The following is a 19,861-nucleotide window of genomic DNA, read 5'->3' on the forward strand; positions in this document are numbered from 1 at the left end:
GTTCTCCTACAGGTGGTCGGGGTGGTGGTCGGGGTGCGGCGGCCAGGGCCGGACCGGTGCGGCGGGGTCCGCGCTCAGGCGGGCTCCGGCGGATGCGGATGCCCTCCCGGACGTGGGCTCGTCACGGGGTGCGCGCAGCAGGTCGCTGAGGAGGGCCTCGGCGGCGCCCAGTCGCGGTTTGCCCGCGCCGCCACGCGGCATGCGAGGCACGGTGAAGATCCGTTCGGGCACCTTGTACGGCGCGAGCAGGCCGAGGCAACGGGCCCGCAGCTCCTCCTCGGTGATGCCGACGGTGCCGGTGACCAGCGCGGCCAGCATCGGGTCCCCGTTCCTCTTGACCGTCGCGAGCACCAGGGCGTCGGACGCCCCGCACCGGCCGAGCGCCTGCTGGACCTCGGCCGGGTCGATCTTCCGACCGCCGATGTTGATGCCCTTGCCCGACCGGCCACGCAGTACCAGCCGGCCCTCCTCGATCAGGCCCTCGTCCCCGGTCAGGTAGAAGCCGTCCGCGTCCAGACGGCTCTCCAGCAGGCCCGGCGCGTTGAGGTAGCGCGATCCCATCGACCCGCTGCGAACCCGGACCGCCGTGGCGCCGTGGTCCGGTGCTCCGAAGGTGAACTCGACCCCGGCCAGCGGGTATCCCAGTCCGCGTCCGGGGGCGGGAGCCGGGTCGTAGGTGAGGGGCCCCGCCTCGGCCACCCCGTAGTAGTCGTTGACGGCGAGGCCGTGGCGGCGGCGCAGTTCCTCAGCGGTCCCGGGGGAGAGCGGTGCCGCGGAGGAGATCGCGGAGCGCAGCCCGGCCAGTTCGGGGACGGGCTGCTCCCGGCGCAGCAACGACTCGTACAGGGCGGGGAAGCCGGTCAGGCGGGTGGGTTCGACCTGCCGCAGGAAGCGGGCGACGTGTCCGGCGCTGGGGAGCCCCGAAGGCACCCACAGGGCCGCGCCCGCGAGGAAGGAGGCCAGCAGCGAGGTGTTGAAGGCCAGGCCGTTGAAGAGTCCGGCGAAGCACAGCACCCGCTCCCCCGCGCCCATCTCGGTCGCCTCCCTCCAGGCGCGCGCGGCCGTCAGCACGGCGGTGCCGGAGAACTCGATGCAGCGGGGGGACCCGGTGGAGCCGGAGGTGAAGCGGCAGACTTCGGTGGTGTCGAGCAGGGCAGGGCGGTCGGGGACGGCGGGCAGCGCGGTCAGCCGCATGCCGCCGATCCGTGTGGTGGCGGTGACGGGCAGTCCGGCTGGCAGCGGACGGTCGCTGACGAACAGGTCGATGCCGCAGTCGGTGGCGATGACGGCCAGTTCGGCCGCGCCGAGGGCCGGGTCGAGGAGCAGGGGCACCATGCCCGCGCGCAGCAGTCCGGCGTATGCCATCACGTAGGCGGCGGAGTTGGCCGCGTGGATGCCGGCCCGGACCCTGCCGTCGGCTGGCGCTCCCGGGCCGCGGGGGGTGTCCGAGCGCCACCACTCGTCGACCGCCTTGCCGAAGTCGGCCGCGGAATCGAGGAGTTCGCGGTAGGTCAGGACTCCGCCCGCGTCGCCGACCGCGGGGGCGTCGGCGTGCTGGGCCGTGAGTTCGGTGAGGACGTCGTTCAGCAGCCGCATCAGGTGGTCCGCCTCCACTGGGTTCCGCGCCGAGCGGGCTCATTCTCCGTGCGCATGCGCGACCGCCAATCGGTCGATCTTGCTCCCGGTCCCCGCCGCGACACCCAGCGCCATCAGGTAGACCACTTCCTCGTCGTCCCCGAGACCTGCCACGGTCCGCAGCGTGCGGGCATCGAATCCGCCCACCGCCGTCACCGCGACGTCGTTGCGGGCCGCGCCCAGATAGATCAGGTGGGCGGCGGCCGAGGCACGGAAGAGGGCGTCACGGACCTCCTGCGGCCGGCCGGTGCGCAGCAGCCGTCCGATGCGCAGGTGGAACGCGACGAGGGCCTGCGCCCCTCCGATGTGCCGCTGACCGCGGCAGAGCCGGGTGATCACGGCCGGGTCGTCGATCGCGTCGTCGACGGTGAACCGTACGTCGCCGCCCGGCAGGCGCCGGGCGCAGGCGTCGGCGATCGGCCCAGGCCCGGTCAGGATGCTGACCCCGACGCCGCCCTGCCGCCCGCCGGCCGCGTCGGGCAGGTCGGTGGGGAGGGCGGTGAGCAGGGCCTCGACGGCTGCGGCGACCGTGCCGGCAGGCTGTTCCTGCCGCTCGAACCGCTTGCACGAGTGGCGCAGTCGGGTCAGCAGCCGCCATTCGTGGCGCCCGATCCGGCCCAGGCCGCCCGGCCCGTCGCCGACCGCCACCACAGGGGCGCAGGTGACGGGCAGCGGCAGGTCACCTCCGCTTCGCAGGGCCTCGGGTATCTGCGACCAGCAGAACCGCTCCATCGACTCGGATGTGTCACGCCGGGGCGGCGGTGCGAGGTTCACTGAGGTGTCCCGCACCGCGTGGTCCCGGCGGGCGGGCCCGACGGACACCACGGAGTGCACCTCCCGGTAGGGCAGAAAGGGATCCAGACAGGCGCTGATCCGGCGTCGCGGGACGCGCAGGCGCAGCACGGCGGGCCCCTGCCCCAGCGCCGTGCCCAACAGGCTGGTGGCGGCGTGCCCGGCGTCGAGCTGGGTGTAGAGGTGACCGCGGGGGCCGTACTTGCGCATGGACAGCCAGGGCCGGGCGAGGACCACGACGTGGTCGGCGCCGTCGATGCCGCAGCCCTCGTCGAGCGCGGCCCCCAGTTCGCGGGCCGCCGGAGCGGACAGGGGCAGCTCCGTGCACCCGTCGCGGCCCAGGTCGGCCTTGAGCAGCCGGCGGGCGGGTCCGGACCCGCCTACGACCACCACGTCGTAGGGGTAGAGGGCTCCCGCCGAGGGGACGCTGCGCCCTCCGTCGTCCCCGGGGCCGCACAGGGCTTCCCGCACGAGTCCGAGGACGCGTGCCGCGCGGGCGTCCCACAAGGGGGCCAGGCGTTCCTGCGGCGCTGGGTCCAGGGTGATCATCCTCAGCCAGTCGGCGCCGAACGTGTCGTCCCCCCGGCCGGAGGGACGCGGGCCGGTGCTCTGGGGCACCCGTTCCCGTTTGCTCACCACGTGTCCCCTCGCCGCCGCGTGCGGTTCACGGCTGCCAACGTAGTCACCGCTCGCACGGGGTGGCGGCAGATGCGGGGGCAGATACGGACCGCCCGGCGGGGTACCGGTGCGCTCCGGGCCGGGGGCGGCGGTGCCGTCCGTCACAGCCCCTCCCCGAGCGTGCCGATCCGGATCGATCCACCCTTGTCGTGCACCCGGCGTAGCACGGCGTCGATGCCCGGTAGCAGCCGGCCCGTGAGCTCCGGTGCCACGTACCGGGTATCGGCGCGCAGCGCGAACTGGAGCACGCGCTGTCCGCCCACCACCGCGATCGCGCAGCGTCCGCCCTGGTAGGGCCAGTGGGGCAGGTCGTGCAGGCAGTGGTCACGGCCCGGGTCCGGCTCGGCCGGATGGTCGAGGACCGGGGGGAAGTCGGCCGCCCGGATGTCGTTGAAGGTGTAGGTGGTGCCGAGCACCTCGTCCAGCGACCGTCCGGTGGCCGTCAGTGCCTGCGCCAGGCCGGCGGGCGCCCACAGGGCGCTGTTGTAGGCGCTCATGGCGCGGCGCGCGACGTGCCGCACGGTGTCGTCGAAGCCGCTGTCGGAATCGAGCCGTGCGGTGAGGGGGCCGAACTGGGCGAGGACGCCCACGTAGTCGCGGGCGTGGGCCCGGTGCCGGTTGGAGGTCACCACCTGCAACGGCAGGCGGTCCAGCGCGAGCGGTGCGGCGAGCGCGACGGCGGTGGCGGCCAGCAGGACGGCGGAGGAGTCGGCGCCGAGTCCGGCGGAGATCTCCTTCAGCCGGACGGCCGCCTGGGCCGAGGTGAGTGCCGTCTGCACGACCTCGCTCCGGATCGCTCCGGCGCGCGGAACCGCGAACGGGAAGGCGGTGTCCCCCGCTTCCCTGGCCCAGGTGGCGGCGGCGCGCTGTCCGGTGGGGGCCAGTTCGCCCACTTCGCGGGCCGCCTGTTCGCGGGGCTGGGGCGCAGGTTCCGAGGAGGGCCGGGCCAGTCCGTGCAGGACGGTCCGGACGCTGGACGCATCGACAACCAGGTGGGAGAAGGCCAGGACGAGAGCGCGGGGGCGGCCGGCCGTCACGGCGACGGAGGCGGCGAACGGCGGGAGGCCGCCGGTGCCCAGCGGCAGGGCCCGCAGCCGTGCGGCCTCACGGGCGGTGTCGGCGGGTTCGGCGCCGTAGATCCGGCCGACCGCCAGGGTTCCCGCTCCGCGCACCCGCTGCCGAAGGCCGTCGGGCCCTTCGTACATTTCGGTGCGCAGGCCCTCGTGACGGGAGGTGATACGGGTTAGCAGCTCCAGGGCGCCGGGCAGGGAGGTGCCGTCCGGCAGGTGTGTCACCACAGCGACGTTGCGGTTCCATCCGGTGCCGTCGTAGCGCGACAGGCCGTCCCAGAATGCCTGTTGGCCCCAGGTGGCGGGAGCGTCGGACGCCTGGCCCGAGAAGCGCGCTTCGTACGGGAGCAGCTCGTTCATGCGGCCGTTCCTCCGTGGCGGGGGTGGGGGTGGGGACGGGGATCAGAGGCTCTGGGCGATGGTCGCCCGCTGGATCTGGTTGGTGCCCTCGATGATCTGGAGGAGCTTGGCCTCGCGCATCCAGCGCTCCGTGGGGTGGTCCCGCACATAGCCGGAGCCGCCGAGGATCTGCACGGCGTCCGTGGTGACGCGCATGGCGGTGTCGGTGGCGAAGAGCTTGCACTTGGCGGCCTCGGCGGAGACCGGCCGGCCCTCGTCCATCAGCCGCGCGGTGGTGAGCAGCAGGGCGCGGGCCGCGGCGATCTGGGTGGCCATGTCGGCGAGCAGGAAGGCGACGCCCTGGAAGGAGGCGATGGGGCTGCCGAACTGCCGGCGCTGCTTGGCGTAGTCGCTCGCGTGGTCGAGGGCGGCCTGCGCCAGGCCGACGGCGCAGGCCGCGATGCCCAGGCGTCCGTGGTCGAAGACCGAGGCGGCCACGAGCATGCCGCGGTTGCGTCCGCCGACCATGCGCGGTGCCGGTACGCGCACGCCGTCGAAGGCGACCGGGGCGGTGGGCAGGGCGCAGACGCCCATCTTGGCGAACGGGGGGTGGACCTGTACGCCCTCCTGGGCCGCCTCGACGAGGAAGCAGGAGATGCCGCCGGGCCCGGCCCCGCCCGTGCGGCAGTACACCAGGTAGACGTCGGCGACCCCGGCATGGCTGACCCAGGTCTTGAGTCCGGAGATCTGGTACCCCCCGTCGACGGGGCTCGCGGACGTGGTCATGGCCCCGAGGTCGGAGCCGGCCTCGGCCTCCGACATGCAGTTCGCCCCCAGCAGCCTGCCCTCCAGCATGGCCGGCAGGTACGCGTCGCGTAGCTCGTCCTTGCCGTGCCGGACCAGTCCCCGGCAGGTGAGGGCCTGGAGGTGTACGGACTCGGCGACGGCCAGCCAGCCGCGCGCCAGCTCTTCCACCACCTGGAGGAAGAAGGCGACGGACTGGCCGCCTCCGCCCCAGCGCTGCGGGAACGCCAGGCCGATGAGTCCGAGTTCGCCGAGCCGGGTCACCAGGTGGCGGGGGAACTCGGCGCGCGCCTCGTGGTCGGCGGCGACCGGGGCCAGCTCCTTCTCGCTGATCCTCGTCACCAGGGTGAACAGCTCAGCCTGCTCCGCCGAGTCGAAGTGCCTGTGGATGGTCACGTTTTCCTCCGTCGGCCCGGTGGCCGCTGTGTTCGCACGGGACGGGGGTGAGGGGGGACACGGCGCTCATTTCGCGGGACAGATCCCGCGCGGTGCCGCCGAGCCGTCCGGGAGGAGGATCTCGTCGAAGAGTTCCGTGCCCGTCCAGAGCCGCGGAGCGCCGCGGTGGATCCAGGTGGCCGCGGTGAGGGCGCCGAGAGCGGCCGGGCCGAGGTCGCGGACGTCGTGGGTGATCGTCAGCGTCTCGTGGGCGAAGCCGAGGGCGAACTGGTGTTCGCTGACGGGTAGGCCCGCCCGGTACGAGGCGATCTCGTGGGTGAGGCCCGCACCGGCCGCCTCCCAGGCACCGGCGAGGGATCGCGCCGTGGCGCTGGGGCGGTCGCGTTTGGCGGTCGTGTGCCGTTCCAGGACGCTCGTGTCCGGAACTTCGGGCAGCCGGGTGGAGAGTGCCGCCGCCGTGCGGACCAGCTGATGCTGGAGCCAGTTGACGATCGACAGGTTGGCCGCGAGGACGACGGGGACCTCGGTGGCCAGCTCCGCCGCCACGCGCCGTTGCGCGGGACCGATGTCGGACGCGCACACCAGCAGGGCCGCGCCGACGGACCTGCAGTAGTCCGCGGTGCGGGGCAGGATGTCGCCGCGGCTGGCGTCGACGACGACGGTGGGCGCGGCGTCCCCCTCCTGCGGTGCGGGCCAGGACGTACGCGTGGCCGTCCACACGACCGCGAGGTCGTGCCGGTCGCACTCCTGGACCACCCTGGCGCCGAGCCGTCCGGCAGCTCCGACGACACCGAGCCTCGGTGGACCGCCGCTCCTGTGGTCCCGTTCGGTGAGCGTCAGCATGGGCGACGACGCTAGCGGCGGGAATCCGCGTCGAGCGGCACCTTCGGAGGCAGATGACGCGCCCACCTGCCGCTGCGGCGTACACCGCCCCGCTGTGCGCAACTGCCGCTGGGGCTGCCGCCTCCGCCGCACGCGCGCCGATAGCTTGACGGGCGTTCGGCGGCCGGGCGCTGCGGTGGACGCGGGCCGCCGGCGCGACGGACGCGTGTCGACGCACGGGGAGGCGATGGTCGGTGCAGACGTCGGGGCCGCTCACCTTCGGGCAGTTGTCCGTGATGCGGGCGGTGCAGGACCTTCCCGTCGCGCAGTGGCACGAGTCGAACCTGCGCACCCTGTGGACACTGCCGGAGCCGGTGCCGCCCGCCCGTGCGGTGGCCGCACTTTACGCGCTGCGCGCCCGGCACGTGTCGCTGCGCACGGTGTACGACCTCGGCGACCCGGCGGTGCCGCGCCAGTCGGTGCGCGACGAGGTGGAGCCCTCGATCGAGGTGGTGGCGGCCGACGGCACGGACGAAGCGGAGCTGCGGACGATGCTGGCCGCCTCGGCGGCGCGGCCGTTCGACCTGTCGTCCGAGTGCGCGTGGCGCGCGGTCGTCCTGACCCGCGACGGCTTGGCCGAGCGCGTCGCGCTGGTCAACCACCACATCGTCGCCGACGGGTCCGCCAAGCAGATCCTGTGGCAGGACCTGCTGGCGGCGCTGCGCGAGCCCGGTCCGGCCGCCGTCGAGCACCCGCCGGACCTGCTGACCGCCATGGCCAGGGAGCAGCGCTCCGAGGGTTTCCGGGCCCGGCTACGGTCGGCCGAGCGGCACTGGGAGAAGACCCTCGCCGCGTCGGTGGCGGGTGGACTTCCGCCCCGTCCGTCCGGGGGCGCGCCGCCGGAGGAGGAGGTCTTCGTGGCCCGGCTGCTGTCCCGACGGTCCCGGGCCGCCGCAGAACGCGCAGCACGGCGCGGCGGGGTGTCGGTCTTCGCCCTGCTGCTCGCCGCCTACGCCACGGCCGTCGCCGAGGTGCAGGGCGTGCGCTCGATCCCGATGCGGATGGTCTCCTCCAACCGGCACGGCAACCCGTGGACCGGACACGTCACGTCGATGAACCAGTGGGTGCCGACCCATGTCGACGTGCCCGCCGGAGGTACCGTGGCCGAGCTGGCGCGGCGACTGGGACCGAGGAGTCTTCAGGCGTTCCGCAACGGTGTCTTCGACCTCGACGCGGTCACCCGGCTGTGCGCGCGCCATCCGGCCGCCGTCGCCTCGCACGACGAGGTCTGGTCGTTCAACCTCATCGTCCAGGGCGTCTCCGGCGACCCGGGCTCCTTCGAACCGTTCGAGGTGACTGAGGAGGACGACGGCCTGGTGGCCTACGAGCCCGCCTTCCTGACGTTGGGTCCCCGCTTCTACCTGCGCGTCATGGACGACGGGAAGGGCGCCTGGGCCTTGCGGCTGCGGGCCCGCGGGGTGCCGCGCGACACGGCCGGGGCCGTCCTGCGGACCGTGCACGAGACGCTGCTTGCCGAGGGATGCCTACCGGAGTCACCAGGTAGGTCCCGGTGAGGCCGCGCACGCCCCGGGCGCGCCTGCCGCCCGGTGCGGCGCCCATCGCCCCCGCCCGGTGCCGGGAGCCGGCCTCCCCCGACCTTCGACCACGACCACGTGAACCAGGAGTCAGCCCCATGGACAGCACGTTCCCGACCGGTTGGACCGACCCCCTCGCGCTCAAGGCCGCCTACGCGGCGGACGGTTGGTGCCGTCTGCCCTTCCGGCTCGACGCACCGACCGTGGTGCGGGTCCGCGACCGGGTCGACGCCATCAGCGCGACGCGCCGCCCGGAGGTGGTCCACGAGAGGGACGGCGACACGGTGCGCGCGATCCACGGCTGCCACGCCTTCGACGACCTCTGCGCCGCGCTGGTGCGGCACCCGGCGCTGGTGGGGGCCGCCGAAGCGCTGATCGGCGGGGCCGTCTACGTCTATCAGTTCAAGGTCAACCTCAAGCAGGCGCACGAGGGTGCCGCCTGGCCCTGGCACCAGGACTTCTCGTTCTGGAACCAGCAGGACGGCATGCGGCGGCCCGACGCCGTCAACCTGGCGATCGCCCTGGATCCGATACACGAGGGCAACGGCCCTCTGACGGTGGTTCCCGGTTCGCACCGCGGGGGCCTTCTGGACCTGCCGGACCCGACCGACACGAGCGACGACTGGCGCCGGCACGTATCGGCGGACCTGGCGTACACCGTGCGGGAGGAGACCGTCGAGGAGCTCGCACGGGAGCGCGGAACCGCGCTCATCACGGGAGAGGCGGGCGAGGTGCACGCCTTCCATCCGAGCATCGTGCACTCCTCCACCAACAACAGCTCTCCCGACCGGCGGGCCCTGCTGCTCATCACCTACAACGCGGTCGGCAACGTGCCCGAGGCGCCGACCCGGCCGGAGTTCCTCGTCAGCCGCGACGCGACACCGGTGACGGCGGCCACCGACGCCCGCATCGGCACGCTGGGAGCCGCCCTGGTCTGACGGCGAGGGCCACGGTCCCGCCGTCGCCGCGCGAGACGGCGGGCGCCCACGGGGCGCTCGGCCCACCAGCATGCCCGCGCGGCCTCGGCCCGGCGGACTCCTCGTACCCCGCCGGGCGCCGCAGTGGCGTTCACCGGGGGCGGGCCGCCCACACCACCGACCAGTCCAGCGTCGAGTCCGCGGAACGGGTCGCCACGAAGACGATCTCGTCGCGGTCGTCCGCGGTCTCCTCGCCCGCCGCCAGTCTGCGCCGCTCGGTGATGAGCAGTTCGGCCAGGGCGTAGACGTCGGTGTCCGGCCCTTCCCGCCCCTCGGTGATCCGCATCCGACCCGGGGCCCCTTCGCGAGTCACGTCCGGCATCGGCTGCTCCTCCCACGTGACCTGGGCCGCCGCCGTCGTGAGGAAGACCGCGCGGCGGCCGTCCCGCAGCCGCAGCGCGTCGGCCAGCAGACGGACCGTCTCCTTCCGGGGCCGGCTCACCCGTCCGCTTTCCAGGTCTCGTACCGCTCGGACGCTCAGTCCGGCCAGATCGGCCAGCTCCTTCTGCGTCAGCCCGATCCGGCCACGCAACTCCCTCAGCAGCACGCCGAACTTCTCCGAGGCTCTCACCACCGGGTCCCCCTTCCGTGACGACCGACGTCCGCGTCGTCGCGTCCGTTTTCCTCTCCGGGCCCGGTCCGCGCGGTACCGGGACCGGTTCTCGCGCCGACGCCCACCGGCCGGGCGGCGCCTCGCCGGACGGCACCGCGGTCCCGCGGCGTCGGCTGCTCGCTCATGGCCGGATCTCCCTTCTCCGCTTCCTGCCGGCGTCGGAGACGTCCGGGCGGGTGACGGAGTGCCGCCCTCTCGCTCCGGGCCGAGGCGAAACAACGCCATGCTCCGCGAGTCCGGGCACTTCCGGCCGGGAGCCGTCGCGTGCCGCCGCGGCCCTGCAGACCGCCGCCGCCCAGTACCGCAGGACGGGGGGCATCCCCGGTACGTCGGCGGTGAGTTCGAGCCGCTCCCAGATCCCCGCCTCGCACAGTTGCCGGAAGCGGCGGTGCGCCGTCTGCCACGACGTGCCGAAGGTGTCCGGCACCGCGCGCCAGGGCGACTCACTGACGAGCACGTAGAGGATGCACGCGAACACGGCCTCGTCGTCGAGCCGTCGGGTGCCGCCACCCTGCGGCCGTACCGCAGCCACCGGCATGATCCGCCGCGCGAGCGGCCACAGCACCATGGGGGCCAGCCAGTCGTACTCGCGGGAGATCCCGCGTGCACCGATCGTCCTCACGCCCGCTCGCCCCCCTGGTCGGCAGCGGTCAGCCCTGCCGGTCGCCGGTCGGCACTGGGCCCCGCGGTGCGGGCGCCACCACCCGGGCGGACCGGGGCGTGGTGCGGTCCGGTGCCGGAAGCGCGGTCCGGCGTTCCGAAGGCGTGCGCGAGCGATGCCGTCGGCGAGGCGCCGGACGGGCTCGGAGCGGTGGTGCGGCCGGACGCGTGCCGACGCCGACGTGCCGGTGAGGCGTCCACTCGACTCCCCCTCCAGAGAAGGTCATAGGTGATCGGACACGGCAGGAGACGCCCGAAGGCCGTGCCACGGCCTGGGCGAAGCCGCGCCCGGCGGCAGGACTCCGCGGCGGGAAGGCGCGCCCGCGCTCCTCGCGGGCCGCCGCGAAGCGGCGGTGACGGGATGGGCGGACGGACCGTGTTCCGCGCCCCGGGTTCGGGGGCGCGCGCTCCGCCGTACGAAGGACGGTCCGACCGGTCACCCCCGGGCGGGCCGTGATCCGCGCACGGGGAGCCGACGGTGACCGGTCAGCCGCCGCCGAGCCGGCCGGTTCTCACCCGGCAGGGGTTCCGCCGCACGCGGCGCGGAACGCTGAAGAGCCTGCTACCGGCTCGAACGGGTGGTTCACCACGCCGACCGGGCCCGGCGCCGGCGCCCGTCCGGCGACGCCGCGGCTGGTCCGTGGAGCGCCGGGCGAGCCCTGGCCGTCACCACGTGAGACATTTTCTCGCTTCCGGAGAAGGGGGGCGTCTAGGGTGCCCGGCAGAGCCCGCCGGTGGACGAAGCCCCTTCGACGCACCCGGAAAGGATCGACTGTGGACCGAATGCGGTTCGGTTGCTTCATATCTCCTCTGCACCCTCCGGGGGAGGATCCCAATCTCCTGCTCCGCCGGGACATCGCTCTCGCGGAACTGGCCGACGACCTCAATTTCGACGAATTCTGGGTGGGTGAGCACCACTCGGCGGGCTGGGGCACCATCACCAGTCCGGAGCTGTTCATCGCGGCCGCCGCCGAACGGACCCGCCGGATCGTCTTCGCGACCGGTGTGATGACGCTGCCGTACCACCATCCCTTCATGGCTGCCGAGCGGGCGACGCAGCTGGACCATCTCACCCGGGGGCGCTTCATCCTGGGGGTGGGCGCGGGCTCCGTCCCCTCCGACATGCACATGCTGGGCATTCCGGTGGCCGACACCCGGCGCAGGACGGCCGAGTCGCTGGAGGCGGTCCTGCCCCTGCTGCGCGGCGAGGTCGTCAGCACCACCCGCGACTGGTTCGAACTCCACGACGCCCGACTCCAGTTGGGGTCGTTCGCCGCACAGGGCGTGGAGGTTGCGGTGGCCAGCGCACAGTCCCCCTTCGGTATGCGGCTCGCGGGCACCCACGGGGTCAGCCCGCTGTCGTACGTGGCTCCGCCGTGGGGCGCACCGCGCGCCGGGCACGGACTCGCCCTGGACCGGCTCGGCGAACAGTGGCGGCACTACGAGGACGCGGCGGCCTCTGCCGGGCGGAAGGCCGATCGCGCCGACTGGCGGCTGTTGCTGCCCGTCCACGTCTCCACCAGCCGCGAGCAGGCCCTGGAGGAGCTGTACGAGGGGTGGCTGTACCAGCGGGAGCACCTGTGGGTGCGCACCATGGGTATGCCGCTGACGACCAGTGGCGTGGGCGCGCGCAAGGCGTTCGAGTACACCGTCGAGGCGGGCGGCATCATCGCCGGCTCTCCCGCTGACTGTGTCGCCGCCATCCGCGGTCTCCAGGAGAACAGCGAGGGGTTCGGCTGCCTGCTGCTGTCGCTGATGGACTGGGCCGCACCCGACCGGGTTCGCCGCAGTCTCGATCTGTTCGCTCGTCATGTCGCGCCCACTTTCCGTCACTCGGCCGCCGGCACCACCGCGTCCAACACCTGGGCCGCAGCGCACAAGGACGCCTTCCAGCAGGCGAACTCCCAGGCTCGGGACGCCGCCGTACGTGAGGCCGCTGCGGCGCCCTCGCACTGACCGGGCCCGCACCCCGGGGCCCATGTCCGAGAACCCTCCCCGGCCCTGTGTCCCGGGCAGGCCGACGGCCCGACGCGGGACGCGGCCGGCCGTGGCTCGTACCGTTTCCGGTCAGCGGGTGGCGGCAACGGCGTTCCGGTCCCGCCGCGTGATCGCCGGAAACAGCTCTTCACGCACGAACACGTGGTCCTCCGGGAAGTCGCACTCGGAGAACAGCAGGTCCCCGGAGACCTGGGAGACCTGGAGCCTGCCGAGGGTGAACAGGTACTGCCACATCTCCTCGTGCTCCGACAGGCGCCCGCCGTACCCGTACGGGCGCTGTCGTGGCGGGTCTCCGACGGCCCAGCGCGTCAGCTCGGCCACCGACACCGCCTCGGCGGCGTCGAGGAGGATGAGGCCGAGGCTTTCGCCGAGCAGGTCCAGCCCGCTGGTCATGCCGCTCGCGAGACCCTTGCCGATGAGCACCGGCTGGGCCGGAGACCTGCCGTAGACCCGGACCTCCTCGGTGTCGCCGTTGGTCCGTTCGATGGTGAACAACCGCGATCCGCGTGCGGCCGACACGTGGTCGAGCAGCGCCTGCTCGTACACGATGTCGGCGTCGCTGATCACGGTGCGGCAGCCGTGCGGCCTCCAGGCCAGCAGGGCCCTCAGGCCGGCCAGCATGCTGACGCTGGATCCGGTGCGCTCGCGGCCGTCGCCGCACACCACCAGTTCCACCACGTCGTCGGCGAACGGCTCGAACGCCGCGCGGTTGGCCGGGCTGACGACGAGGAAGACACGTTCGGCGCCTGCCCGGCGCAGCAGGTCCAGGTGCCGGCTGAGGAACGTGGGCCCCGCGGAGCCGTCGCTGCCGAGCGGCAGCAACGACTTCGGCCCGGACGAGGTGCCCATGCGCCGGTTCTCTCCGGCCGCGAGGACGACTGCGCTTTCCAGCATGACGGTTTCCTTCACTCCCTCGCGCGGCCCGGGCGGCCGGACGCGTTCGGCGTACGGATCAGTGCTGTTCCGGGTGTGCCGCCGGGGCGCGGCCCGCCCCGGCGGACGTGCCCCGGGGGCGGGGGTCACCCGGTCGCGCCCGCGCTGATGATGGTCGAGGTGATGGCCGAGGCGGATCCCACGCAGATGCGCGACATGCGGTCCTTGTGGTCGCGGTACTTGCGCTCCCACGCCTCCGGGTCGCGTTGGTAGATGGCCCTGTTATAGCGCTCCAGGAAGCCGCTGACCAGCTCTTCCAGCCGCTCGGCCGCGATGTTGCTGAGCCTGAGCGTGGAGCGGGCGGTGTCGATGTGCAGCGCCCCTTCGTAGGTGATCGCGCCGTTGCTGACAGCCTGCTCGAACAGCTCGGAGCCGGGGATCGCGGCGGCGATGAACACGTTGATCGAGTGGAAGGGGAGTTGTTCCACGAAGGCGAAGCCGTCCTTGATCTGCGCCTCGGTCTCCCCCGGCATGCCGACGACGAGGGTTCCGTGCATGAGCACGCCCAGGTCGTACAGGTAGGCCATCAGGTCGGGGACCTTGGTCAGGTCGACCGGCTTGCGATGCTGCTCCTTGAGCGTCTCCGCGTTGCCGCTGTCGAGCGAGAGGGTGATCTGGTAGAGGCCCGATTCGACCATGCGGTCCACGAGCGGCGCGCTGAGGGTGTTCACCATGATGCCGTTGGGCGTGCACCAGGGCAGCCCCAAAGGCACCATCTTCTCGAACAGTTCGGTGGCCCGCTTGCGCTCGAAGGTGAGGTTGTCGTCGGCGAACTGGACCTCGTCCACGCCGAAGGCGTCCTTGTAGTGCTGGATCTCGGCGATCACGTTGTCCACGGAGCGCGCGATGTACTGCTTGGAGAAGTTGGTGCTGGCGCAGAAGGTGCACCCCACAGGGCAGCCGCGCGAGGTGTAGAGGGGCAGGACGCGCTTGCCGCGCGGGTAGGGCGAGAACGGCACGTTGTGGGCGAAGTACTTCTCCACCGGCACCTTGTGATAGGCGGGAAAGGGGAGCGCGTCCAGGTCCGTGACCCGGGCGAACTGCGGATTCGCGAAGACCTTCCCCTCGTGCCGGCCCGCCAGCCCGTCGGCGCTGAGGTCGACGCGGCCGTCGGCGAGGTTGCGCAGAAAGTCCCCGAGCCGGATCTCGCCCTCGCCGCGCAGGACGTAGTCGATGAAGGGCACGTCGTCGGCCACCGCGTCCTGGAGGAAGCGGCGCGCGTAGATGCTCGCGTGCAGGCCGCCGGCGATCACGGTGGTCTCCGGCCGGACCTCCTTGACGAGCTGCGCGTAGCGGTAGAGGTTCTGGAGGTCGGAGGAGTAGATCATGGTGAATCCGACGACGTCGAACTCGTTCTCGGCGATGTAGGCGCGGAATCGTTCCTCCGACATCCCCATGTTCCAGACGCCCTTGCCGACCGGCACCTCCTCGTCGATCCCCTCGACGATGCAGTCCAGTACGGAGACGTCGATGCCCTCCTTCTCCAGTGCCCCGGCGATGTAGCAGAGTCCGATCGGGGGGACGACGCGCTTGACCGCGCCCTCGTACATGCACATGGGCGGCATCACCAGCAGCGTGCGGGGGATGCGGCCCAGCGGCTCCCGCACCTGGACGATCCTCGATTCCGGCCGGGGTTTGCGCACCCGGGCCGTCTCGTCCTTCTCCGCCAGATAGAGGCGCAGCGGGCTGTCCTGCGGGAGCTGCGCGTCGAGCTTGTTCTGCTTGACCCGCAGGTCCTGGTCCGGCGTCGTCTCGGGCACGGCCTCTCCTGTCAGTCGGTGTTCCCTGGATACGGGCGGGACCGGGCCACGGCCGCCGTCGGCGGAAGACGGCGGCGTCACCGGGTACGGTCCGGGCCCGCGACGGTGGCCGCGAATCTGGCCGCGACCTCCGGCGGAGCGAGCGCGGGCCGGCCGAGGGAGGGATCGGACCCGGGACGGATGCGGACGCGCACGAGATGCGGACCGGGTGCCGCCCGCGCCCGCTCACTCGACGCGCGCAGGCCGGCGATGTCGGCGACCTCGGCCGCGGTGGAGTAGCCGCAGGCCAGGGCCACCGCGCAGAAGTCGACGGCCGCCGAGAAGGTGGCCTGGCCGCCTGTCGACTCGTAACTCTCGTTGTCGAGGACGATGTGGAGCAGGCGTCCGGGTGCCTGCCGCCCGATGGTCGCCATGGCCTCCAGCCGCATGAGGGCCGCACCGTCGCCGTCGAGGACGATGACGTCCCGCTCTGGCGCGCCCAGCGCGACGCCGAGGCCGATGCTCGACGCGCACCCCATGGAACCGACCACGTAGAGGTTGGCGGCGCGGTCCCGGTCACGCTCCAGTTCGCGTGCGGTCTTGCCGGTGGTCGCCACCACCAGGGTGTCCGGCGCCGCCGTGTCGACGACGGTCCTGATCGCCTCCGCCCGGAGCATCGGCGCTGCTGCGGCCGGGATTTCGCCCTGGGGCCGTGCGTACGGCGCGAGGGCGCCCTTGTGCACGAGGAAGGCGTACGGCAGGCCGGTGCGGTCCATGTGGAGGGCCGCCCTGGCGAGCGCCGGGCCCACCTCCGTCGCCGTGACGGGGAACTCCTCATGGCTGATCCGCATCGAGGTCAGCAGTTCCGGGGTGATGGCCCCCATCAGCTGGTGCTGGGGCTCGTCCTGGTGCCCGGGCTCGCCCCGCCAGGTGATCAGGAGCAGGACGGGCAGGCGCAGCGTGTAGCAGAGCGAGGTCAGCGGGTTGACCGCGTTGCCGAGGCCCGAGTTCTGGAGGATGACGACCGGGCTGTGGCCGGTCAGCCGGGAGCCGGCCGCGATAGCCACGGCCTCTCCTTCGTTGGCGGCGGCCAGGTAGGCGTCCGGGTGCTCCGCTTCGAGGACGCTGATGAGCGGCCCGAGGAAGGAGCAGGGCACGCCGGTGAAGGGCCCGAAGCCGGCCTGGACGAAGAGGTCGGCCACCGCGGAGGCGTCGAGCGCCCCGGCGGGGCGTCCCGGGCGGGGGGCCGCGGCCACCGGCCCCCGGCGGTCCGTGTCCCTCGCGTCGTCAATGGCCGGTGGGGTCCCGGTCGCGGCGGCGTCCGGTGGGGCCGTGCGGGCGGAGGGCTCCACGGTCGGTTCCTTTCTCTGGAGCCCGCGATCGCGGGGCGGCGGCCGGTCGGGCCGCACGGGCGGCCTGTACGCGGGATCGTCCTCGGGGCGCCGGGGCGCCTCGGGAACGGAAAGCCGGGACGGCTGGGAGTCTGGGAGCCCCGATTCCCGGGAGTCGGGGGAAGAGCCGGGGTTCAGGCGTGCGGCACGTTGGACTGCGCGCTGTCCCGGCCGCGCCCGGTGTCGAAGAGCCGGTCCAGGAAAGGCAGCGACCAGCGGGCGGTCAGGCCGTCGAGGGTGCCGTACTGGTCGAGGTAGCCGGTGTCCTCGGGCCGCAGGGTGTCGAGCACCCGGGCCGGAATCGCCCCGGGGTAGAGGAGTTCGGTGTGATGGAGCGCGTAGTAGGCGATCCCCGCCGCGTCGTACTGCTTGGTGCGGTCGGTGAAGTCGTCCCACTCGGTGTCGCCGAAGTCCGCCGCGAAGAGGCTGACGTCGAGGAACTTGCTGATCTGGAGGTCCACACTGTCCTCGATGAACCGCAGGCTGGTGGCTTCCTTGTGCAGGTGGGAGCAGAGGTCCAGGAGCGCGTCGACCGGTTCGGCCACCCAGGTGCCGGTGCCGCACAGGACCACCGGGACCCGGCGCCGCAGCAGTTCGGCGGCGCTCGCGCTGCTGCCGGACTTGCGCTGGAAGATGTCGTGACACAGGTCCACGTTGTACTCGGACACGTCGGGCCGGTTGCCTGCCTTGAGGTACGGCAGCTGGTTGCTCAGGTTCAACCGCCAGAAGAGTTGGGTCTCCCGTTTGAAGGGTTCGATCCGGTCGCCGTCGGCGGCGAGGTTGCCCTGGAGGTAGCCCAGGCGGACCAGAACCTCGTGGGCGAGCGGGGCGTCGGACCGGTCGACGAGCAGGTCGAGGTCGCTGATCCGCCGTACCGAGGCGTCGTGGTAGACCCCCTCGGCCAGCGAGAACCCCTTGCGGACCGCGTACGGGACGCCCGCGTCCGCCAGCTCCTTGAGCACCAGGCCGAACTCGTCGGAGAGGGCCTGGTTGCGCTGCCGGTTGCCGAGGTGGGCCGAGGCGAAGAGCCAGGGGTAGGGAAAGCCTTTGGCATCCCCGGCGGGGCGCCCCAGACGGTACGTGTGCACATGGCGGCCGACCAGCGGGAGCAGCTTGTGCCGGGCCGCCGCGTCGAGGAACGCACCCCAGTCCAGGTCGTCGCGGCCGGCGAGGGAACGCGCGAGTGCCACCTGGTCGGCGTCCGGACGGAGCCGGGCCAGGACCAGGAGCAGCCGGGCGTACGGCGGCAGCCCCGCCGCCTCCGGCGGTTCCGGGAGACTGCCCGTCGTGTTCGGCACTGCTTCCTGTGTCATCGCTGCCTCTCCTCGCCCGCCCGGCCGGCGGGTGTCGCCGGGCCCGTCAGGGGGCCCTCGTGTGTGTCTGATGCGGTGAGGCTGTAGGTGGCCGCCACCCAGTCGTCGTCGTACAGCGTGTCGAGGTAGCGGTCACCCAGGTCGGGGGCTATCGCCACGGCCGTGAGCGGCCGTCCGTCGTCCTGCCGGGCGAACCAGCGCTCCACCCCGCTCACCACGGTGCCGGTGGAACCGCCCGCGAGGACACCGCTGCGGGCGAGCCGCCGGCACATGCGGATCGTCTCCGTCTCGGGCACACGCACCACTTCGTGGGCGAGTCCGTCGACGACGAAGGGCATGGCCTCGCTGGCTCCCAGACCGGGGATGTACCGGGGTCCCGAGGGCATCCCGAAGTTGACCGAGCCGACGCTGTCGACCGCGACGATCCGCACGTGCCGGAAGTTCTCCCGGAAGAAGCGCGAACAGCCGGCGAGGGTGCCGCCGGTGCCCGCGCCGACGAACAGGACGTCCAGGTCCGGGAACTGTTTGGCGATGAGCGGCGCGGTGATCTCGTAGTGCGCCAGCCAGTTCGCCGGGTTCTCGTACTGGTCGAGGCAGACGAAGTCGTCGTGCCGTTCACAGAGTTCGCGCACCCGGCGCTTGCGTGCCGCGAGGTAACTGCCGCTCGGGTCGGGGCCGTCGACCACCTGTACCTCGCTGCCGAGGGCTTTCATGAGCTTCATGGTGGTGGGGCTGCACTTGGGGTCGGTGACGCAGACGAAGCGCAGCGACCGGGCCGCCGCCACGACGCTGAGCGCCACGCCGAGATTGCCCGACGACGACTCCACCAAGGTGGTGGTGTCCGTGATGACCCCGCTGCGGATGCCCTCCGTGACCATGGAGACCGCGGTACGCAGCTTGACCGATCCCGCGAAGTTGAACCCTTCGCATTTGAGCATCACGTTGATACCGACCACTTTGCCGAGGTCGAGGTAGATGTCGGTATCGAGTAGTTCGTCGGCTGCGGAGATTATGGTCAATTTCGGCCTCTCATCGCCCGGCCGTCCCCCGGTATGCGATCGGTTTCATGCGTCGAGCTCGCACCAGGCGTCGAAGCGCTGGAGGGCGAAGATGTCCTGGACGGACGCGATGGAGTCCTCGACCGCCGTGGTGTCGCCGTTCGTGTACACCGAGCGATAGGTGGTGCGGAGCGCGCTGACGGTGGCACGCAGTCCGTGATTCGCGTAGATGACTGCCGATACGCCGGCTTTCTGTATGTCGTCGATGTGCCAGTCCGGATAGGTGGTGGGCACGATGACGACCGGGCAGCGGAAATCCCACCCGTCGAGGAAACCGACGATCTGGTCGCGCGTCTTCTGCTTGGAGTGCACGAGGACAGCATCCGCTCCGGCGTCCGCGTACCGGCGGCAGCGCTCCAGCGCGGCCTCCACGCCGAGGCCGCTGATCATGGCCTCGGTGCGGGCGATGACGAACATGTCCGGTCCGGACTGGGCCCGCTTCGCGGTGGTTATCTTCCGGGCGAACTCCTCGGCACTCTCCAAGTGCTGGCCGCCGTCGGCGAAGCTGTTCCGCTTGGGGAAGAGCTTGTCCTCGATGCACACGGCGGTGAGGCCGGCCGCCTCGAACTCGTGGATCATGTGGGCCGCGTTGAGGATGCCCCCGTAACCCGTGTCGCAGTCGGTGACGACCGGAATGGTGAGCGCGCTCTGCGTATGGGCAGCCGCCTGAAGGTACTCGGACATGCTCAGCAGACTGGCGTCAGGCAGACCCCGCGACGAGGACACCTCCAGCGAGGAGGACCAGACCGCCTGGAATCCGGCTTCCTGTGCCAGCAGCCCTCCCAGCGCGCTGTGCGCGCCGGCCACGCGGATCACGCCGTCCTTTGCGCCGGTGAGTACGGATCGAAATGACGGAAAACTGGTGCGCTGCATTGTGAATACCCTTCGACATTGCTGAAGAACGAGCGTAAACACACGTACGGAACCGCCTGCAGCGGCAAAGAATTCAAGTGCTTGTGGGTGGAAAAGAACTTCGCCAATTCCTTGATCACGCCAACAGTAGACGTTCAATTTTCCTACAGCAAGAGAAGGTAACAACTGACCGGAT

Annotated in this window: 16 protein-coding genes; 3 read left to right on the plus strand and 13 right to left on the minus strand. The window is 72.2% G+C overall.

Annotated features, from left to right (window positions below; translation table 11 throughout):
* Positions 1-6: 6 nt before the first annotated feature.
* From QA861_RS44815 to QA861_RS44835, 5 genes are all read right to left on the minus strand, one after another.
* The gene (locus QA861_RS44815) at positions 7-1,596 is read right to left on the minus strand and encodes a class I adenylate-forming enzyme family protein (RefSeq protein ID WP_334594700.1); all 1,590 of its coding nucleotides are present in this window, start codon (positions 1,594-1,596) and stop codon (positions 7-9) included.
* A 39-nt stretch (positions 1,597-1,635) separates the two neighbouring features.
* The gene (locus tag QA861_RS44820) at positions 1,636-3,210 is read right to left on the minus strand and encodes a nitroreductase family protein (RefSeq protein WP_334594701.1); all 1,575 of its coding nucleotides are present in this window, start codon (positions 3,208-3,210) and stop codon (positions 1,636-1,638) included.
* A complete protein-coding gene (locus tag QA861_RS44825; RefSeq protein WP_334594702.1) occupies positions 3,207-4,535 on the minus strand; it encodes a hypothetical protein in 1,329 nt (442 codons plus the stop codon). The genes QA861_RS44820 and QA861_RS44825 overlap by 4 nt, the downstream gene beginning before the upstream one ends.
* 42 nt (positions 4,536-4,577) lie before the next feature.
* Entirely contained in the window at positions 4,578-5,714 is a 1,137-nt protein-coding gene (locus QA861_RS44830; RefSeq protein WP_334594703.1) for an acyl-CoA dehydrogenase family protein, read from the minus strand.
* A gap of 66 nt (positions 5,715-5,780) precedes the next feature.
* Positions 5,781-6,557 (minus strand): dihydrodipicolinate reductase C-terminal domain-containing protein, encoded by a 777-nt coding sequence (locus QA861_RS44835; protein ID WP_334594704.1) that lies wholly within the window; start codon positions 6,555-6,557, stop codon positions 5,781-5,783.
* 233 nt (positions 6,558-6,790) lie between these two features.
* On the opposite strand from QA861_RS44835, the gene QA861_RS44840 reads away from it, so the two are divergent.
* Both QA861_RS44840 and QA861_RS44845 read left to right on the plus strand, forming a co-directional pair.
* Entirely contained in the window at positions 6,791-8,110 is a 1,320-nt protein-coding gene (locus QA861_RS44840) for a condensation domain-containing protein (RefSeq protein WP_334594705.1), read from the plus strand.
* 119 nt (positions 8,111-8,229) lie between these two features.
* On the plus strand, positions 8,230-9,069 hold the full coding sequence (locus tag QA861_RS44845; protein ID WP_334594706.1) for a phytanoyl-CoA dioxygenase family protein: 840 nt from the start codon (positions 8,230-8,232) through the stop codon (positions 9,067-9,069).
* Between the two features lie 130 nt (positions 9,070-9,199).
* Here QA861_RS44845 and QA861_RS47345 read toward each other — a convergent pair whose 3' ends face one another.
* Together QA861_RS47345 and QA861_RS44855 are read right to left on the minus strand one after the other, a co-directional pair.
* Positions 9,200-9,682, minus strand: coding sequence for a helix-turn-helix domain-containing protein (locus tag QA861_RS47345; RefSeq protein ID WP_443041658.1), 483 nt, complete (start codon positions 9,680-9,682; stop codon positions 9,200-9,202).
* Positions 9,683-9,842: 160 nt separating this feature from the next.
* Complete coding sequence (locus tag QA861_RS44855) at positions 9,843-10,343, minus strand: transposase (RefSeq protein WP_334594707.1); 501 nt, start codon at positions 10,341-10,343, stop codon at positions 9,843-9,845.
* Between the two features lie 821 nt (positions 10,344-11,164).
* Here QA861_RS44855 and QA861_RS44860 point away from each other — a divergent pair.
* On the plus strand, positions 11,165-12,337 hold the full coding sequence (locus QA861_RS44860; protein ID WP_334595053.1) for an LLM class flavin-dependent oxidoreductase: 1,173 nt from the start codon (positions 11,165-11,167) through the stop codon (positions 12,335-12,337).
* 111 nt (positions 12,338-12,448) lie between these two features.
* Here the strand turns inward: QA861_RS44860 and QA861_RS44865 are convergent, their stop codons facing one another.
* From QA861_RS44865 to QA861_RS44890, 6 genes are all read right to left on the minus strand, one after another.
* The gene (locus QA861_RS44865) at positions 12,449-13,273 is read right to left on the minus strand and encodes an Sden_1164 family protein (protein WP_334594708.1); all 825 of its coding nucleotides are present in this window, start codon (positions 13,271-13,273) and stop codon (positions 12,449-12,451) included.
* 125 nt (positions 13,274-13,398) lie between these two features.
* The gene (locus QA861_RS44870) at positions 13,399-15,072 is read right to left on the minus strand and encodes an Sden_1168 family B12-binding radical SAM P-methyltransferase (protein WP_334594709.1); all 1,674 of its coding nucleotides are present in this window, start codon (positions 15,070-15,072) and stop codon (positions 13,399-13,401) included.
* A gap of 77 nt (positions 15,073-15,149) precedes the next feature.
* Positions 15,150-16,403 (minus strand): phosphonopyruvate decarboxylase, encoded by a 1,254-nt coding sequence (aepY, locus tag QA861_RS44875; RefSeq protein WP_334594710.1) that lies wholly within the window; start codon positions 16,401-16,403, stop codon positions 15,150-15,152.
* 173 nt (positions 16,404-16,576) lie between these two features.
* On the minus strand, positions 16,577-17,755 hold the full coding sequence (locus QA861_RS44880; RefSeq protein ID WP_334594711.1) for a nucleotidyltransferase domain-containing protein: 1,179 nt from the start codon (positions 17,753-17,755) through the stop codon (positions 16,577-16,579).
* Positions 17,752-18,774, minus strand: a complete 1,023-nt coding sequence (gene sbnA / locus QA861_RS44885; protein WP_334594712.1) for a 2,3-diaminopropionate biosynthesis protein SbnA — start codon at positions 18,772-18,774, stop codon at positions 17,752-17,754. Before sbnA ends, QA861_RS44880 begins: the two co-directional genes overlap by 4 nt.
* Before the next feature lie 45 nt (positions 18,775-18,819).
* A complete protein-coding gene (locus QA861_RS44890) occupies positions 18,820-19,629 on the minus strand; it encodes an isocitrate lyase/phosphoenolpyruvate mutase family protein (RefSeq protein ID WP_334594713.1) in 810 nt (269 codons plus the stop codon).
* Positions 19,630-19,861: the final 232 nt, after the last annotated feature.

The sequence above is a fragment of the Streptomyces sp. B21-083 genome (assembly GCF_036898825.1).
In the GTDB taxonomy this organism is placed as follows: Bacteria; Actinomycetota; Actinomycetes; order Streptomycetales; family Streptomycetaceae; genus Streptomyces.

Excerpts from the sequence above, each read along its gene's own strand:
- QA861_RS44865 (WP_334594708.1), bottom strand. The coding sequence starts at position 13,273 with ATGCTGGAAAGCGCAGTCGTCCTCGCGGCCGGAGAGAACCGGCGCATG.
- QA861_RS44860 (WP_334595053.1), top strand. The coding sequence starts at position 11,165 with ATGCGGTTCGGTTGCTTCATATCTCCTCTGCACCCTCCGGGGGAGGAT.
- QA861_RS44815 (WP_334594700.1), bottom strand. The coding sequence starts at position 1,596 with ATGCGGCTGCTGAACGACGTCCTCACCGAACTCACGGCCCAGCACGCC.
- QA861_RS44825 (WP_334594702.1), bottom strand. The coding sequence starts at position 4,535 with ATGAACGAGCTGCTCCCGTACGAAGCGCGCTTCTCGGGCCAGGCGTCC.
- QA861_RS44835 (WP_334594704.1), bottom strand. The coding sequence starts at position 6,557 with ATGCTGACGCTCACCGAACGGGACCACAGGAGCGGCGGTCCACCGAGG.
- QA861_RS44880 (WP_334594711.1), bottom strand. The coding sequence starts at position 17,755 with ATGACACAGGAAGCAGTGCCGAACACGACGGGCAGTCTCCCGGAACCG.
- QA861_RS44845 (WP_334594706.1), top strand. The coding sequence starts at position 8,230 with ATGGACAGCACGTTCCCGACCGGTTGGACCGACCCCCTCGCGCTCAAG.